13 protein-coding genes, 1 tRNA gene and 1 pseudogene are annotated in these 16,709 nt (G+C 67.8%); 1 reads left to right on the plus strand and 14 read right to left on the minus strand.

All coding sequences use genetic code 11. The annotated features are described in order from the left end of the window. Positions 1–59 precede the first annotated feature (59 nt). From AZOLI_RS15570 to AZOLI_RS15600, 7 genes are all read right to left on the minus strand, one after another. Entirely contained in the window at positions 60–1,046 is a 987-nt protein-coding gene (locus AZOLI_RS15570) for an ABC transporter substrate-binding protein (RefSeq protein WP_014188122.1), read from the minus strand. An 88-nt stretch (positions 1,047–1,134) separates the two neighbouring features. Beyond that, positions 1,135–1,953, minus strand: coding sequence for a phosphodiesterase (locus tag AZOLI_RS15575; RefSeq protein ID WP_014188123.1), 819 nt, complete (start codon positions 1,951–1,953; stop codon positions 1,135–1,137). Between the two features lie 162 nt (positions 1,954–2,115). After that, entirely contained in the window at positions 2,116–3,165 is a 1,050-nt protein-coding gene (locus AZOLI_RS15580; RefSeq protein ID WP_014188124.1) for an ABC transporter ATP-binding protein, read from the minus strand. A 12-nt stretch (positions 3,166–3,177) separates the two neighbouring features. Next, entirely contained in the window at positions 3,178–3,981 is an 804-nt protein-coding gene (locus AZOLI_RS15585; protein ID WP_014188125.1) for an ABC transporter permease, read from the minus strand. A gap of 5 nt (positions 3,982–3,986) precedes the next feature. After that, entirely contained in the window at positions 3,987–4,862 is an 876-nt protein-coding gene (locus AZOLI_RS15590) for an ABC transporter permease (protein WP_014188126.1), read from the minus strand. A gap of 8 nt (positions 4,863–4,870) precedes the next feature. Then, entirely contained in the window at positions 4,871–5,914 is a 1,044-nt protein-coding gene (locus tag AZOLI_RS15595; protein WP_014188127.1) for an ABC transporter substrate-binding protein, read from the minus strand. 7 nt (positions 5,915–5,921) lie between these two features. After that, positions 5,922–7,007 carry a LacI family DNA-binding transcriptional regulator gene (locus AZOLI_RS15600; protein WP_044551795.1) on the minus strand — a complete coding sequence of 362 codons (1,086 nt, stop codon included), beginning with the start codon at positions 7,005–7,007 and terminating at the stop codon, positions 5,922–5,924. Between the two features lie 226 nt (positions 7,008–7,233). Here AZOLI_RS15600 and AZOLI_RS15605 point away from each other — a divergent pair. After that, positions 7,234–7,310: transfer RNA gene (locus AZOLI_RS15605), tRNA-Arg, on the plus strand. A 358-nt stretch (positions 7,311–7,668) separates the two neighbouring features. On the opposite strand, the gene AZOLI_RS15610 is transcribed toward AZOLI_RS15605, so the two are convergent. The 7 genes and pseudogenes from AZOLI_RS15610 to glmS all read right to left on the minus strand — a co-directional run bounded on the left by AZOLI_RS15610 (position 7,669) and on the right by glmS (position 16,702). After that, positions 7,669–9,216 (minus strand): PepSY-associated TM helix domain-containing protein, encoded by a 1,548-nt coding sequence (locus AZOLI_RS15610; RefSeq protein ID WP_014188129.1) that lies wholly within the window; start codon positions 9,214–9,216, stop codon positions 7,669–7,671. Continuing rightward, positions 9,213–9,503, minus strand: a complete 291-nt coding sequence (locus AZOLI_RS15615) for a hypothetical protein (protein WP_014188130.1) — start codon at positions 9,501–9,503, stop codon at positions 9,213–9,215. The genes AZOLI_RS15610 and AZOLI_RS15615 overlap by 4 nt, the downstream gene beginning before the upstream one ends. Further along, the gene (locus AZOLI_RS15620; RefSeq protein WP_014188131.1) at positions 9,500–11,989 is read right to left on the minus strand and encodes a TonB-dependent siderophore receptor; all 2,490 of its coding nucleotides are present in this window, start codon (positions 11,987–11,989) and stop codon (positions 9,500–9,502) included. Before AZOLI_RS15620 ends, AZOLI_RS15615 begins: the two co-directional genes overlap by 4 nt. Before the next feature lie 227 nt (positions 11,990–12,216). Next, positions 12,217–13,281, minus strand: coding sequence for a FecR family protein (locus AZOLI_RS15625; protein ID WP_014188132.1), 1,065 nt, complete (start codon positions 13,279–13,281; stop codon positions 12,217–12,219). 20 nt (positions 13,282–13,301) lie between these two features. Beyond that, the gene (locus tag AZOLI_RS15630) at positions 13,302–13,877 is read right to left on the minus strand and encodes an RNA polymerase sigma factor (RefSeq protein WP_014188133.1); all 576 of its coding nucleotides are present in this window, start codon (positions 13,875–13,877) and stop codon (positions 13,302–13,304) included. A 370-nt stretch (positions 13,878–14,247) separates the two neighbouring features. Further along, a pseudogene (locus AZOLI_RS15635) lies at positions 14,248–14,593 on the minus strand (IS5/IS1182 family transposase); the annotation flags it as partial. A 282-nt stretch (positions 14,594–14,875) separates the two neighbouring features. Then, a complete protein-coding gene (gene glmS, locus AZOLI_RS15640; protein WP_014188134.1) occupies positions 14,876–16,702 on the minus strand; it encodes a glutamine--fructose-6-phosphate transaminase (isomerizing) in 1,827 nt (608 codons plus the stop codon). Positions 16,703–16,709: the final 7 nt, after the last annotated feature.

Genomic DNA, 16,709 nt, shown 5'->3' on the forward strand with positions numbered 1-16,709 from the left:
CCTCACCCTAACCCTCTCCCCGGGGGGGAGGGGATACTTCCTGCTTTGCACAAGCACCCTCACCCGCCGAACAGGTCGGCGAAGGCGCGCTTGTTCGCCTCGTCCTCGGCCAGGGCCTTGGCCGGGTCATAGGGCAGCAGGGTGATGGTCGCCGGATCGGGGAAGCCCGGCGGCGGGTTCACGCCCGGCAGCGCCGGCAGGAAGCCCTGGCGGGAGGCAAGGTCCTGACCGTCGCGGCTCAGCAGGAAGTCGATGAAGGCCTTGGCTGCAGTGGGGTTCTTGGCGGTGCTGAGGATCGCCACCGGCTCGCTGACCGCGCTGACGCCCTCCTTGGGGAAGACGAAGGCGACGGGGGCGCCCTTCAGCTGTTCGCGGATCGGCAGGTAATCGACGACCATGCCGTAGAGCTTCGCCCCGCCGGCCACATCCTTCAGGATGCCGCCGTTGCCCTTCGCCGCGGTGACGGCGTTGCGCTGCAGCGCCTCGTAATAGGCCATGCCCAGCGACGGCTGCGCCTTGATCGACGCCATGTGGATGGCGGCGGCGCCGGAATAGAGCGGGCTCGGCATCACCGTGGTGCCCTTGGCCTCCGGCTTCAGCAGGTCCTGCCAGGAGGTCGGCTTCATCGGGGCGGCGGTGTTGTAGACGATGCCGGTGGTGATCAGCTTGGTGCCGAACCAGTAGCCCTGCGCATCGTGCGTGCCGGGGCGGTAGCCGGAAACGGGGGCGCCGGCATAGGGCTGCAGCCGCTTGTCCGCCTTCAGCGATTCCATCGTCACCGCGTCGGCGATCAGCAGCAGGTCGGGCTGCGGCGCACCGGCGGCGAACTCGGCGCGCAGCTTGTTCATCAGCTCGGTGGTGCCGTTGCGGACCCACTCCACCTCGACGCCGGGGTTCTTCGCCTTGAAGGCCTCCACCGTCTGGCGGGCGTCCGGCTCCAGCTGCGAGGTGTAGAGCACCAGCTTGCCGGTGGCGCCGTCCGCCAATGCGGTGTGGCCGAGGGCAAGCGTCAGGACCGTGGCGAGGGTGGCGAGAAGCGCCTTCATCTCTGTCGTCTCCGTGGGAGCAGCGGGGAGAGCTGTGTCTTACGCCATGCCCGTGACAGGCGCGTGACAGCCAAGCCGAAAGCCCGAGTCAGTCGATCAGCTTTCCGTCCTTGAAGAAGGGGTAGGGGCCGTCATACTCGCCGATCACCGCGGTGTGGCTGACCACGCCGGTGTCGGCGCGCCACATGTGGATCTGGTAGCCCGGCGGCTCCATCACGAAGGCGGATGGCGCATCGTCGCGCAGATCGAGCGCCACCTGATGCGCGGTGGAGGGCGCGGTCGAGGCGATGGTGCCGGCCCAGCGCACCTGGATCGGCCGGTGAAGATGGCCGCACAGCACCCGTTCCACTTGGCGATGACGGCGCACCACCGCGGCCATGGCGTCGGCGCCGCTCAGGCCGAGCCGGTCCATATGGCCGATGCCGGTGGCGAAGGGCGGATGGTGCTGGAAGACGATTGTCGGCCGGTCGGGCTGCTCGGACAGGCGGGCATCCAGCCAGGACAGGCGCTCCGCACAGACCTCTCCGGCGCCGGAGCCGGGCAGAACGGTGTCCATGGCGATCAGGCGGACCGGCCAGTCCTCCACCGTGTAGTGGAAGAAGGGGCTGTCGCCGACGCGCGCCGCCAGATCGGGAAAGGCGCGGGCAAGGCCGGCGCGTTCGTCATGGTTGCCCGGCACGGCGAAGAGCGGAATGTCGAGCGGACGCAGCAGGCCGAGCAGCCGCTCATACTCCTCCGCATGGCCGGCATCGACGAGGTCGCCGGTGGCGAGGATCACGTCGGGGCGGGGGTTGAGCGCCAGGACAGCGGCGACGGCACGCTCCAGGAAGGGGGCGGTGTCCACGCGCCGGTAGGCGAGGCGGCCGGGCGGCTTGATGTGGGTGTCGGTGATCTGGACGATGATCATGGGTGGGCCTTGGGCTTAAGTGTTTGATTTGGAGGCGGATGCCCCCTCCCTAACCCTCCCCCTCTTCGAGGGAGAGGGGACTGCCGCCGCTTCGCATTAGGCACCCTCTCCCGCAAAGCGGGGGAGGGTTGGGGTGGGGGCAAGTCGCTGCAAAGGCCGAACTCACGGCACCGCCAGCACCCTCGCCGGATCGACGCGCAGCCAAACCCGGTCGCCGCGACCCAGCTCGCTCCGCCCGAGGGTGTCCACCGTCAGCGCCGGCCCGTCCGTGGGCTCCACCACCAGACGGGTGCGGTCGCCCAGGAACACCGCGGCGGCGACGCTTCCGCCCAGATGCCCGTCGGCCTCCGATGCGAGCGCCAGATCCTCCGGCCGCACCAGCAACTCCACGGCACCGTCCGGCCCCGACCAGGGCAGCGTCGCCGCTCCAATCGACAGCATCCCGCCTTGCACCGTGCCGCCCAGCCGGTTCATCGTGCCGATGAAGTCGGCGACGAAGCCGTCGGCCGGCTGATAGTAAATCTCGCGCGGGGTGCCGATCTGCGCCACACGCCCCTTCGCCATCACCACGATGCGGTCGCCCAGCGCCATCGCCTCGCCCTGGTCGTGGGTGACATAGACGGCGGTGATGCCCAGACTGCGCAGCAACCGGTCGATCTCCAGCCGCAGGCTGTCGCGCAGCTTGGCATCCAGCGCCGTCAACGGTTCGTCCAGCAGCAGCACGCGCGGCCGCACCACCAGGGCGCGGGCCAGCGCCACCCGCTGCCGCTGTCCGCCGGACAGCTGGTCGATCCGCCGCCCGGCGAATTCGCCGAGATGCATCAGGTCCAGCATCTCCTCGACCCGGCGGGCGCGCTCGGGCCGGGGCAGCTTGCGCACCTTCAGACCATAGGCGACGTTCTCCGCCACCGTCATGTTGGGGAACAGGGCGTAGCTCTGGAACACCATGCCGACATTGCGCCGCTCGATGGGAAGCGCGGTGACGTCCTCCTCGCCGAACAGCACGCGGCCGCCGGGATCGGGGCTCTCCAGCCCGGCGATGATGCGCAGCGTGGTGGTCTTGCCGCAGCCGGAAGGGCCCAGGAAGACGATGGTCTCGCCGCCGCGGATGGTGAGGTCCAGCGGCTCCAGCGCGCGGGCGCTGCCGGCGAAGGTCTTGCCGCAGCGCTCCAGGCGGATCGGCACGGCGTCGAGATGGAAGCTGTCGGACATCTGGAAGTGGCCTCAAACGGACGGACGGCCGCGCTTGGACAGACCCTGCAGCAGGATCAGGCTCGGCACGATCATCAGGAAGAAGACGAGGGTGTAGGCGCTGCCGATCTCGATCCGCAGCGAGGCATAGCTGTCGGCCAGCCCGACCGGCAACGTCTTGGTCAGCGGCGTATGCAGCAGCCAGGTCAGGTTGAACTCGCCCACCGACAAGGTCAGCACCATCAGCGATCCGGCCAGGATGCCGGAGCGGCAGTTGGGCAGCACCACCGTGGCGAAGCGGCGCAGGAAGCCGGCGCCCAGGCTGGCGGCCCCCTCCTCCAGCGTCGTCAGGTCGATGGAGCCCATCACCGCCAGCACGGCGCGGACCATGAAGGGCAGGGTGAACAGCACATGGCCGATCAGGATGAACAGCCAGCTGCTGCGCAAATCGCCCACGCCGCCATAGGTGACGATCAGCGCCAAAGCGGTGGCGAGGCCGGGAATGGCGACCGGCATCATCAGCAGTTCCTCCACCAGCCGGGCGATCCGGCCGGGGCGGCGCGCCAGCACATAGGCTGCCGGCACTCCCAGCACCAGCGTGCAGGCGAGGCAGGCAAAGGCGATCTGCAAGGACAGCAGGATGGTGCCGGAATAGACCTGCAACACTTCCTGTACCCAGCGCAGGGTGAGGCCGCTTTTCAGGCCGATGAAATAGTTGGCGGTCAGCCCGGCCAGCATCGACATCACCATCGGCACGGTCAGCAGGGCGCAGACCAGCAGGGTGAAGCCCAATTGCAGCCAGAACCCCCAGCCCCGGCGATTCGACAGAGTCTGCATTGCCGTTACCCCGCCGCCGCAACCGATGTGCCGGCGACGCTGCGCGCCACCGCGAGCGCTGCCCAGGTGATGAGGCCGAGCAGGACGCTGAGCGCCGCCGCCGCGGCGATGTTCGCCTGGAGCGTGAATTCGGTATAGATCGTCATCGGCAGCACGTTGATCCGGGTGGCAAGCGTGAAGGCGGTGCCGAACGCGCCCATCGAGGTCGCGAAGCACAGGGCACCGGCGGAGATCAGCGCCGGCTTCAGCGCCGGCAGGATGACGTCGGCCACCACGCGCCAGGGGGATGCCCCCAGCGACCGCGCCGCCTCCTCCAGCCGCGGGTCCAGCTTCTCCGCCGCCGCCATCACCGTCAGGATGACGCGCGGGATCGAGAAATAGACGTAGCCCAGGAACAGCCCGGCCATGGAATAGGCGAAGACCAGCTTGCCCCCGGTCAGCGCCTGGGTGATCGTGCCGATCAGCCCCTGCCGTCCGGCCAGCATGATGACCATGAAGCCGATCACGACGCCGGGAAAGGCCAGCGGAAAGGTCAGCAGAGCCACCAGCAGGGCATGTCCGGGGAAGTGATGGCGCACCAGGAACAGCCCGGCGACGGTCGACACCGCCAGCGTCACCAGCGTCACCCCGGCCGACAGAGCCAGCGTGGACAGCAGGCTGTCGAGATGGCCGGGATCGACCAGCGTGGTCACATAGGCCGACCATCCCTCCGCCCCGCCGGCGCCGATCAGGATCAGGCGAACCAGCGGCAGCAGGAAGAAGGCCGCGAACACCGCCGCCGCCGGCGCCAGCAGGGCCGCCAGCCGCAGCGGTTCGCCCGTCCACCTCCCACCGGCCGGCGAACCTGTCGCCGGCCGGTGGGGGAGGGGAGCGTCCTGCACGCAGGCGCTCACTTCACCTCCGCCTGATAGCGGTCCATGAAGCCCTTCTGCGCTTCGGCCATGCGGACCATGTCCACCGGCTTGGCGCGGGCATAGTCGGCGGCCGGCAGGAACTTGGCCGCGGTCTCCGGCGACATCGCCTCGGCCCGGACCGGGCGCATGAAGGCGTTGGCCCACAGGGTCTGGCCCTTGTCCGACAGTACATAGTCCAGAACCTTCTTGCCGTTCTCCGGGTTCGGCCCGTTCTTGACCAGCGCCATTACATAGGGGACCGACACGGTGCCTTCCTTCGGGATGACGAAGGCGACCGGGGCCTTGTCGGTATACTTGGCACGGTAGGCGTTGAAGTCGTAATCGATCAGGATCGGAATCTCACCCGACAGAACGCGGGCGTAGGAGGTCTGCTTCGGTACGATGGGCTGGTTCTTCTGCAAATCCTTGAACCAGCCGACCGCCTTGTCGAAGCTGCCGTAATCGCCGCCCAGCGCCAGATTGACCGCCACCGCGCCGACATAGCCGACGGCGGCGCTGGTCGGGTCGAGATAGCCGACCATGCCCGAATAGTCGGACTTCAGCAGGTCGGCCCAGCTCTGCGGCACCGGCTTGCCGCCCAGCGCCTCGGTGTTGACGAAGAAGCCCAGCGTGCCGCTGTGGATGGCGAACCAGTTGCCGTCGGCGTCCTTCATCCCGTCGGGGATCCCGGCCCAGCCCGCCGGCTTGTAGGGGGCGACGACGCCCGCCGCCTTGGCCTGGATGCCGACCGGCCCGCCGAGATAGACGACGTCGGCCACCGGCTTGTCCTTCTCGGCCAGCATGGCGGCGAGCGACTGGCCGGAATTCTTGTTGTCGAACGGCACGGTGATGCCGAGATCGGCCTTGATCGCCTTCAGCTGCGATGCCCAATCGGCCCATTCCGGCGGGCAGTTGTAGCAGATGGCGGTCGGTTCCGCTGCCGTGGCGGGGGCGACCGTGGCGGAGAGGGCGGCAACCAGCGACACAGCGCCAAGGGCGGCGCTCAGAAACAACGAGCGGGGCAGGAACGGCTTCAACATGATCGGGCTATCTCCGTTCGGGAAGCGTTTGGATCGGTTCGGAAGGCGCCGGGCCGAGCGATTCGCCCGGACGCAAGGTAAAGGGCAGCATCACGGCGCGACCCTGCAGGTCGCCGGAAAAGCCGGTGCGCAGGCATTCGAAGGCGGTGGCGCCCATGGCGCGGGCCGGCTGGACCAGGGTGGCGAGGCTGGGCGACATCAGCCGGCCGACCTCGATCCCGTCGAATCCGCAGACCGATACATCGTCGGGCACCGACAGGCCGAGGTCGCGCAGCGCCCGGATGGTTGCGAGCGCCAGCATGTCGTTGGAGGCGAAGAGGGCGGTCGGGCGCTCCGGCCCTTCCAGATGGGGGGCCAGCCGGTGGGCCAGCCGCAGATCGTTGAAATCGACCTCCACCACCGGACCCGGCGGCAGGCCGGCGTCGGCCAGGGCCGCCTGCCAGCCGGCATGGCGCCGGCGCGAGCGGTCGGACTGGCGGAAGCGCCCGGCGATCATACCGATGCGCCGGTGGCCGAGCACCGCCATCCGCTCCACCACCGCGCGGGAGGCCGCGACATTGTCGACCGACACATGGGCGCGGAATGGGCGTTCAGGCTGGTTATAGGCCAGGACGTAGGGCAGCCGCACCTCGTCCAGTGTGTCGAGCGAGCCGCTGCGGTCGGCGTCGGCGACGGTCAGCACCAGCCCTTCCACCCGGTTGGACAGCAGCCCTTCGATGGCGCGGGATTCCTTGCCCGGATCGTAATCGGTGGAGGCGATCAGGACGCTGTAGCCTGCCTCCGCCGCCGCCTCCTGGATGCCGGCGACGCTCTCGGCGAAGACCGGATTGGTCAGCGACGGCACCAGCACGCCGACGGTGCGGGTTCGCGCCGCCTTCAGGCTGCGCCCGATGGTGCTGGGGCGGAAGGACAGGTCGGAGGCGGCGACCCGGACCTTTTCCATGGTTTCCGGCGTCGCATTGCCGCTGCCGTTGAGAACGCGCGACACGGTAGCGATGGACACCCCGGCGCGTGCCGCCACATCGCGGATCGTCGCCACGCGCTCCACCGCGCGGGCAGTGCCCCGCGGCGTCTGTCCATCCGTGAACCGCATCCCGTCCCGCACCATCGAATACCCGTCCTTCCATCACCGGCCGATCCGGTGCGGGGCAGAGTGACGGCGGCGTGTTGCAATCGCGTGACGTCAGGAAAACGGTTTCATGAAGAATGGAAACGTTTCCATGGGGCGGAATTGGAGCGTTGCGGTATCGTCGAAAAAGGCTGAATTTAGTGTTTGCGTCGCCGCAGGGCTTGGACTATGTTCCACCTCCACCAGCGATGGACCCGTAGCTCAGCTGGATAGAGCGCTGCCCTCCGAAGGCAGAGGTCATGAGTTCGAATCTCGTCGGGTCCGCCATAGATTTGCGATTTGCGCTAGAGCGTTGATTTCAAAGTTGAATCCGCTCTAGCGCGTATCTCCCCCCACTTGGTTTTATCGCATTTTTTCGCTTCTGCCGGTGGACGGTAGCGGACATTGTCCGGTCGTCAACTCGCGCTCCACGATTTGCTGGCCGACGTGATGTGGCAATCGGCGATGCGCCACGAATTGTCCAATCCCAGCCGACTCGGGCGCAACAGACACGTATGGGATGGTATTCCATCCATCGGTTATTGCCACACGAAGCCGAGGCAGGGGGCGGGGGCGGAAATTCCGGACAAGTCGGCAGTGCCGACGACTTACCGCGCCCTGGCGATCGACCCGGTGAGGGCGTTGTTCATCCGTGCCGCGCCGGAGCCCCTCGCGGTTTGCCGATGTTCCGATAATGCGCGCCACCGAAACGGCGCCAGGTCAGCAACGCAAAGAGGCCTCCCGTCGCTAGAGCGGTCAGGTCGATACCCGCCACCCCCCACAGCCCGCGGGCCAGTGTCACACCGAGATGGGCTTGACTGGTAAGGGCGTTCATCAGCGGAAGAGCAGTCCACAGCAGCGCCGCCACGGCCAGTTGCTCACCCCAGGCTCGGTTAACGCCGTGCAGCGCCGGGTGCAGAGCCGCCAACAGCCAAGCGGCGAAGAAGGCGAGAACCTCCAGCGTCTCGCGGCTGGCCAGCCTGGCGGGCAGCAGGCGGTTGGCCCAGAAATAGACAGCTATCGCGATGGGCAGTCCGACCATGACCGCGAGATTGGCGCCATCAGCCAGACGCAGGCCGAAGGACGCCGCTCCCTCGCGCTTGCGCCGCTTGATGATCCAATAGACCTGTCCGGTGCCGATCATCGCGGTCCCCGCCAGCCCGCACAGAATCATCGCCAGCCGCAGCGGCGTGTCGGCGAAGCGCATCATGTGCAGGCCGTAGGCGCCGGCCCGCGTCGCCGCGGCACCGCCCGTTCCATTCCATACCTTCAGCACAGCGCCGGTCGTGCCGTCGAACAGGATGGCTTCCGGGGTGATCGCCACCCGGTCGGAATCGGTGCGCTTGATGAGGATGGTGGCGGCGGCATCGCCGGGGTTGTCGACGACCACCCGTCCCGGCCGCCCGCCGTCCCAGCGCCGGATCGCCTCCGCCAGCAGCGGCTCGATGTCGGTGAGGGGCGCCTCCCGGTTTGAGGCGGGCGGCGGCACCGGTTCGGCATAGACCGCGGTGTTGAAGTCGGCCGGCCGGTCGCCGAACGCAGCCTGCAATCCCCAGGGCAGGTAGAGCAGCATCAGCGGCACCAGCCCAGTCACCGTGATCAACGCGTGATAGGGCAGAACCAGGATGCCGAGCGCGTTGTGGACGTCCATCCATAGCCTTGTGCGCGACCGGCCGGGGCGGAAGGTGAAGAAATCCCAGAAGACCCGGCGGTGGATGACGAAGCCGGTGATCAGCGCCACCAGCAGCGCCACCCCGGCGATGCCGACCAGATAGCGCCCGGCCGGGCCGGGAATCCGCAGGTCGAAGTGGAAGTAGTAGAGGAAATCGCCGCCGAAGGTCGCCCGCGCCTGCACCGGCCGTCCGTCCGCCGGCTCCAGCGCCAGCCGGCGGAAGCCGGGCTGCACCCCCGGCCGGTTGTAGACATAGACCTGGGTCGCGGTCTCCCGCTCGTCGGGCAGCATGATCAGCCAGCGGCGCGCCTGCGGCGCTTCGCGCGACAGGGTGGCGATGGCGGTGGCTGCAGCATTGGGGCTGTCCGTGGCCTCGACCCGTTCGGGCTGCATCCAGCGGGTGATCTCGTGGCGGGCATAGGCGGTGGTTCCGGTCAGGAAGACGCAGAACAGCAGCCAGCCGACCACCAGCCCGCCCCAATTGTGCAGCCACGTCATCGACAGGCGGAAGCTGCCGTTCACGACCCGATCCCCGTCATGCTTGTCAACAGTGAGACCGCCGCCCAGGCCGCGGCCGTCAGGCCGGCGGTCCAGGCCAGGGCGCGCAGGGCGCTGGCGGCGGCGAACACCATCACCACGGTCAGGACGCAGGGCAGCAACCCTGCCATGGTGGCGGTGAGCACCGCCTCCGACCGGTCCTGCACGGCCGGCAGCGCCAGGGCCAGCGCCGCCGCCGTCCCCGCCGCGAGGGCGTATCCGCCGACGACGGCGGTCACGGTCCGCAGCGCGATCTCGGCCTTCCGTTTCACCAGGAATACTTCAGCGAGCCGATGACGGTGCGGCGCAGGCCGTAATAGCAGTTGGTCGCCCGCGAGCAGGCCGAGACGAACTCCTTGTCGAACAGGTTGCTGGCGTTGACCGCCGCCTGCATGCCTTGAAGCTGCGGATGCAGATGGGACAGGTCGTAGCGCAGGGCGGCGTCCACCAGCGTGTGGGACGGCACCTTGAAGCTGTTGGCCGGATCGCCATAAGTGAAGCCGACATAGCGAACGCCGATGCCGCCGCCCAGGCCGGCCAGCGGGCCGTCCTGCACCGTGTAGTCACCCCAGGCCGATGCCGAATGGGTTGGCACGGCGACCGGCCGCTTGCCGCGGTTGACGTCGTTGCTCTTGGTCACCTCGGCGTCGAGCCAGGTGTAGCTGGCGACCGCGTTCAGCCCCTCGGCCAGGCTGATGCGCGCCTCCGCCTCGATGCCGCGCGACCGGAGCTCGCCGGTCTGGACGTTGAAGTTGGTGTGCTGGGGATCGGCGGTGGTGACGTTCTGCTGGGTGATGTGGAAGGCCGACACGGTGAGCAGGCTGTTCGAGCCGGGAGGCTGGTACTTCACCCCGGCCTCATACTGCTGGCCGGTGGTCGGTTCGAAGGGCCTGCCGAAGAAATCGCTGCCGGCGGTCGGCTCGAAGGACTCCGAGTAGCTGGCATAGGGGGCGAGACCGTTGTCGAACAGGTAGAGCGCGCCGACCCGGCCTGTGAAGGCATCGGACTGCTGGGCCGAGGTGCCCTGGTTCAGCCGGTTGCGCTGCCGGGTCTCGGCCCAATCCTGCCGCCCGCCCATCAGCAGAACCAGCCCGCCCCATTTGATCTGGTCCTGGGCGTAGACGCCGGTCTGGGTGATGCGGGTGGCGATGCTCTGGTAGATCGGCGGATCGGCGATCGACAGGCCATAGACGGGGTTGAAGATGTTGAGGGTCGGCGCGGTGGCCAGCCCGCGCACCGTGTCGCTCTTCAGACGCTGGTGGTCGACGCCTGCCAGCACGGTGTGGCGCAGCGGTCCGGTGTCGAAGGTCGCCTGGATTTGGTTGTCGATGGTCAGGTCGTCGGCGCGCTCGGTGAGCGAGAAGGCACTGCGCCGCATGGTGCGCAGGTCGGCCTGTAGGCCGGCGGCATAGAGACCCTTGTAGCTGAGGTCGTTGTGCAGGTAGCGCGCATTCTGCCGCACCGTCCAATGCTCGTCGAACCGGTGTTCGAACCGGTAGCCGATGCTCATGGTCTTGCGGTCCCATTCGTTGAAATTGGGATCGCCCATGAAGAAGCTGGTCGGCAGCTTGCCGTTGGGGTTGTAAAGCAGGGTGCCCTGGGCCGGCAGGAAGTTCAGCGGCGAGCCGTCGAAATTGTCGCGCTGGTAGAGGCCGATGAGCGTCAAGCTGGTGTCGTCGGTCGGCTTCCAGGTCACCGACGGGGCGGCGGCCAGCCGGCGGCGCTCGGTGAAGTCGGTCTGCGTCTCGGTGTCCAGCCCGACGCCTGCGAAGCGGTAGGACAGCCGGCCGTCGCCGGTGACGTCGCCGCCGACATCCAACGCGGCCTGCTTGCGACCGTTGCTGCCGGTCTGCAGCAGGATTTCGTGCTTGGCGTCGGGGGAGGGCTGCTTGGTCACCATGTTGACCAGACCGCCGGGGCTGGCCTGCCCGAACAGAACGGAGGCCGGCCCCTTCAGCACCTCGACCCGTTCGAACAGGTAGGGATCGATGCCGGAGGTCAGATAGCCGCTGCCCTTCAGCCGCAGCCCGTCGAGATACTCGTTGAAGGACACGCCGGTGGTGCCGTCGCCGCCGAAGCCGCGCACCGAGATGCCGTCACCGCCGAAGGAGGAGGATTCGCCGTTGCGCCCCGTGGTGACGCCCGACGTGTAGTTCAGGGCGTCCGCCAGATTCTGCGCCGCCTGGGCATCCATCTGGTCGCGGGTGACGACGGCAACCGATTGCGGCGTTTCCAGGATCGGCGTGTCGGTCTTGGTCGCGGTGGCGCTCTGGCGGGCGACATAGCCCACCACCGGGCCGGTCGCCCGCTCGCGCGTGCCCTGCACCGTCACCGGATCGAGCACCACCCCGCCGGTCTGCGGCCGCGTCAGCACTGCACGGCCCGGGCCGGTCATCCGGAAGGAGACGCCGGTGCCCGACAGCAGCCGGCGCAGCGCGTCGTCGGCGCTCATGGTGCCCGATACGCCGGGCGAGATCACGCCACGCGCCACTTCGGCCGGGAACCCGACCTCCCAGCCGCTGGCCGCGCTGAAGGCGTTGAGTGCGGTCACCAACCCTTGAGGGGCGATGTCGAACCGCTGCCCCGCCATTTGCGCGCCCGAGGTTTGTCCGTTGGCCTGGGCGACCTGCCCGCCGGACTTCGCCGACGCCGCCAGGGCACCGTCCCCCGCAGCAGCTCCCACGACGATCGTCGCCGAACACAGCAGCATCGCCCGCAGCAGGGCCGCCCCCCGGCGCCCCCGTTCACTCGTTTCCATGCTCCCCCAACCCATCCTGGCTTTTCCTCATGATCGCGTCGTCTCGAATGGCCGGAGAGGCGCCGCAATTTGCGACTGCGACGCATTCCGAATGCTATGCCGACCTGACGTTCGCGAACTGGGAAAAGCGGAAAAATATTTTTGGCGGGTTCTTGGAATCGCCACATGCACATGGACTGCGGCGGCAGAGGGCGGCAGAGGGCAGTGGCAGTGGAAAGGCCGCCCGGTCAGGAGCGCGGGCGCAGGATCAGAAGGGCGTCGGACACACGCAGCATCTCGGCCCGCACCAGTTCGGCCAGGGATGCCGCGGTCCTCACCGGATCGTCGAGCCGGTAATTACCGGTGATCCGCCGACTTGCCAGGCTGTCCGGAACAACGATCAGGCCCGGATGGTAGCGGTCCAGTTCGCCCAGCACCTCGCCCAGCGGGCGGTCCTCGAAGACCAGCCGCCCATCGACCCAGCCGAGTGCGGCGGCCAGATCGGCGGGGTGCCCGGCGCCGATGGCCGTCGCGGTGACCGCCACCTCCTCTCCGGCGCGCAGGCGCACGGCGGGGCTGCCGGGCCGTGCGACATCGACCGTGCCGTGGCGCACCGTCACCGTCACCCGGTCATCCAGATAGCGGACTGCGAAGGCGGTGCCGACCACGGTGACGACGGCCGGGCCGGCCGTGATCCGGAAGGGGCGGGTGGGATCGGGCGTCACCTCGAAGAATGCGGCGCCACGCAGCAACCGGGTGGACCGCTCGGTCTCATCGACATCAGCGGCGAGCGCCGTGCCGGTGTCCATCAGCACCCGCGAGCCATCGGCCAGCACCACGCGCTCCTGCATGCCGGTGGCGGTGCGGTGGTCGGCTTGCAGGCGCAAGGGCAGGTCGGCTGCCCATCCCAGCACGACCGCAAACAGCGCGACCGCCCCCCACGCCGCCGCCCGTTTCGCCAGTCGGCCCATCGTCCGGCGCCGCGCCGGCTGGCGGGACCGCGATCGATTGCCCGATCGGGACCGCCGGGGCTGCGGCACCGGGGCGGGCATGGCCGCGTCGGCCGGCGGTGCGGAAGCCGGGCCGGCACCGGGCATGACATCCGGCGGTGCGATCGACGCCAGCGCCTCGGTGAGGAGGGGAGAGGCCCACATGCCCTGCGTCAGATTCCAGGCATGGGCATTGCGGGGATCGGCGGCGCACCAGTCGGAGCAGGCTTGGCGACACACTTCGTCCGCGTCATCTGCCTGCAGGCGGATGAACCAGTCGAGCGCCTGCTCCAGCGGCAGGGAGGGATCTGTGTCGTCAGGCATGGAACCCGCGTGTGGTGCCGTCACGGTCTTTCACCTAATAAGACGTTCGGGCGAGGAGAAATCCGTAATCCTTCGCGGTCGAGCCGGGCGAACATCTCCAGGCAGGCCAGCAGGGCGGTCTTCAGATCCTTCTGCACCGTGCTGACCGATACGTCGAGCCGTTCGGCGATCTCCGCATGGGACAGCCCTTCCATCCGGTTCAGCAGCAGGATGCTGCGCTGCCGCTCGCTCAAGGCCGCCAGGGCGGTTTCCATGCGGGCCAGGCGCTGGCGGTCGCCGGCCTCGATTTCCGGAGAGGGCGAGGGAGCGGCGACCTCCGCCATTCCCTCGTCTGTGACGTCCTGCACCACCACCGCTGCGTGCCGGCGCTCCCGCCGCAGATGGTCGAAGGCCAAGTTGCGCGCGGTCTGGAACAGGAAGGGAATGGGATGCTCGACCGGCCGCTCGCGTTCCGCCGCCCTAACCTTGAGATAGGCCTCATGCGCCAGATCCTCCGCAGTGGCCGCGCTGCCGACCATGCGGACCAGCAGGCGCACGAGCGCTCCCCGGTGCCCCATGAAAACGGCATCCAGGGTCGGCTTGGCGGTGTCAACCATGCGCCACCGCACAGGGAAGCGGTGCATTCATGCGATGCTGTTCGGGCATGGCCTAGCCCCAATCCTCCACAAGCAGTGCGGCGTGGCCGCGCCATGACCGGTGCATGACGGCGTAACTGTAGTTAGATTGCGAATTATTCGCAACGACATGTATCAAGGGGAGATGCCCTGAGGATGTTCATCCAGATCATCCTCAATGTCAGCCGCAATGGCCGGGTCCGCGGCCCCGCGAGGACAGACTTGCACCGCACGCACTGACGCAGTCGCAGGCTGGACAGCTGCCCCTTCGCATTGATGTCCGTCCAGTCTTTAGCATCCTGGTGTTGCAGCCTGCAGAACCGCAGCCGCTCATGGTGATTAGGGTCCGGACTCATAACCGGTAGGCGACGGTTGCCACGAAGTGGACGGCGGCCATGAAGTCGGTGGCGGAGCGGTCGTAACGGGTGGCGATGCACCGGAAATCCTTGAGGCGTCCGAACATGCGCTCGATGACGTTACGGTTCCGGTGGAAGTAGGGAGAGAAGCAGTTTTTCCAGCGCTTGTTGGCGCGTGGCGGGATATTGGGCGTGTTCCCCCCTTTGCCGCCGCTTTCCGAACGATGGGCGCGGACCGCCGTGGAGTCGATCATCACCTGGGCAGGCGCGGCCCACCCGCCGCTGCAACGCATGGAGGAGGTCCTCCCACACGCCCTTGGCCGCCCAGCGGACGAAGCGGTTGGGATGACGGCACATCCTTCACGGTCAGCCAATGCTTGTAATTGTCGTCTCGTCCCGTGCCGCGCCCTTCCTTGTGGAAGAGGGCGATCCTGTCCTCGTCGAATGCGTAACGGCGGCGAGCCATGGCACCGCCGGGGTACGGCTGCCTCTTTCGATGGCGCGCCGAATCCCCAGACGGTGCAAGGTCATTCAGGATGACGCTTTGTTCTCAAGTATGATGGTTTATTCTTCAGTATGAGACTTTATTCTCCGCAAACAATACGATATTCAGCGCCTTTCGCTTTACTCGACGGTCACTGACTTTGCCAAGTTCCGCGGCTGATCGACGTCCGTCCCCTTCAGTACTGCCGTGTGATAGGCAAGAAGCTGCACCGGAATGGCATACAGCAGCGGCGCCACCAGCGGGTCGCAGGCCGGGAGCTCCACCGACCAGCGGACCTTGTCCTTCAGCTTGTCGATGCCCTTCCTGTCGGCCAGCAGCAGGACCTTGCCGGAGCGGGCGCAGACCTCCTGCACGTTCGACACCACCTTCTCGAACAGCGCGTCTGACGGCACCAGCACGATCACCGGCACATTGTCGTCGATCAGGGCGATGGGGCCGTGCTTCAGTTCGCCGGCAGCATAACCCTCGGCATGGATGTAGCTGATTTCCTTCAGCTTCAGCGCGCCTTCCAGGGCCAGCGGATACATGGCGCCGCGGCCGAGATACAGCACGTCGCGGGCTTCCGACACCTCCTGCGCCAGTTCCTTCAGCCGCTCGTCATGGGCCAGGACATCGGCGGCACGGGCCGGGACCTCGCGCAGGGCGTGGGCGATCTGCTGCATCCGCTCCTGGTCGATGGCGCCGCGGGCGCGGCCGACGGTGACGGCAAGGCAGGCCAGCGTGGTCAGCTGGGTGGTGAAGGCCTTGGTCGAGGCGACGCCGATCTCCGGCCCCGCCATGGTGTAGAGCACCGCGTCGGATTCCCGCGCGATGGTGCTTTCCGGCGCATTCACGATCGACAGGATTTTCTGGCCCTGACGCTTGCAGTAACGCAGCGCCTCCAGCGTATCCAGCGTCTCGCCCGACTGCGAGATGAACAGCGCGATGCCGCCCGGCGGCAGCGGCGCCTCGCGGTAACGGAACTCCGAGGCGATGTCGACTTCGACCGGGATGCGGGCCAGCGTCTCGAACCAGTATTTGGCGACGAAACCGGCGTAATAGGCGGTGCCGCAGGCGACGATGGTCAGCTTTGACGCGCCGGCCAGATCGAAGGGGAAGTCCGGCAGAGTGAAAGTGCCGGTTTCCGGGTTGATGTAGGCGTTCAGCGTGTCGCCGATGACCTGCGGCTGCTCGTAGATTTCCTTGAGCATGTAATGGCGGTAGCCGTCCTTGCCGATCAGGGCGCCGGACACCGCGGTGGTCTTCACCGGACGGTCGACCACCGCGTCGCTGGCGTCATGGACGATGGTGGCGGCGCGGCTGACCTCGACCCAGTCGCCATCCTCCAGATAACAGATGCGGTTGGTCAGCGGCGCCAGGGCGAACGCGTCGGAGGCCAGATACATCTCGCCGTCGCCATAGCCGACGGCCAGCGGCGTGCCGTGGCGGGCGCCGATCATCAGCTCATGCTCGCCGGCGAAGATCAGCACCAGGGCGAAGGCGCCGGTGAAGCGCTTGAAGGCGGCGGCCGACGCCTGGACCGGCGTCATGCCCTGCTGGTCCAGGTAATAGGTGACGAGGTGGACGATCACCTCGGTGTCGGTGGCGCTTTCGAAGACATAGCCGTGGCCGGTCAGCTCGTCCTTCAGCTCCTGGTAATTCTCGATGATGCCGTTGTGAACGACGGCGACGCGCTTGGTCGCGTGCGGATGGGCGTTGTTCTCGGTCGGGCCGCCATGGGTGGCCCAGCGGGTGTGGCCGATGCCGACCGTACCGGACAGCGGCTGGTCGCGCAGCTTCATGTCCAGGTTGCTCAGCTTGCCCTCTGCGCGGCGGCGCTCGATATGGCCGTTCACCAGGGTGGCGACGCCCGCGCTGTCATAGCCGCGGTATTCGAGCCGGCGCAGGCCTTCCACCAGCCGGGGGGACGCGTCGTGGATGCCGTTGATGCCGATGATGCCGCACATGGACCTG

Source organism: Azospirillum lipoferum 4B (assembly GCF_000283655.1).
In the GTDB taxonomy this organism is placed as follows: Bacteria; Pseudomonadota; Alphaproteobacteria; order Azospirillales; family Azospirillaceae; genus Azospirillum; species Azospirillum lipoferum_C.

Coding starts and splice junctions, on each gene's coding strand:
- AZOLI_RS15570 (WP_014188122.1), bottom strand. CDS start 1,046: ATGAAGGCGCTTCTCGCCACCCTCGCCACGGTCCTGACGCTTGCCCTC.
- AZOLI_RS15575 (WP_014188123.1), bottom strand. CDS start 1,953: ATGATCATCGTCCAGATCACCGACACCCACATCAAGCCGCCCGGCCGC.
- AZOLI_RS15580 (WP_014188124.1), bottom strand. CDS start 3,165: ATGTCCGACAGCTTCCATCTCGACGCCGTGCCGATCCGCCTGGAGCGC.
- AZOLI_RS15585 (WP_014188125.1), bottom strand. CDS start 3,981: ATGCAGACTCTGTCGAATCGCCGGGGCTGGGGGTTCTGGCTGCAATTG.
- AZOLI_RS15595 (WP_014188127.1), bottom strand. CDS start 5,914: ATGTTGAAGCCGTTCCTGCCCCGCTCGTTGTTTCTGAGCGCCGCCCTT.
- AZOLI_RS15600 (WP_044551795.1), bottom strand. CDS start 7,007: ATGCGGTTCACGGATGGACAGACGCCGCGGGGCACTGCCCGCGCGGTG.
- AZOLI_RS15620 (WP_014188131.1), bottom strand. CDS start 11,989: ATGGAAACGAGTGAACGGGGGCGCCGGGGGGCGGCCCTGCTGCGGGCG.
- AZOLI_RS15625 (WP_014188132.1), bottom strand. CDS start 13,281: ATGCCTGACGACACAGATCCCTCCCTGCCGCTGGAGCAGGCGCTCGAC.
- AZOLI_RS15630 (WP_014188133.1), bottom strand. CDS start 13,877: ATGGTTGACACCGCCAAGCCGACCCTGGATGCCGTTTTCATGGGGCAC.
- glmS (WP_014188134.1), bottom strand. CDS start 16,702: ATGTGCGGCATCATCGGCATCAACGGCATCCACGACGCGTCCCCCCGG.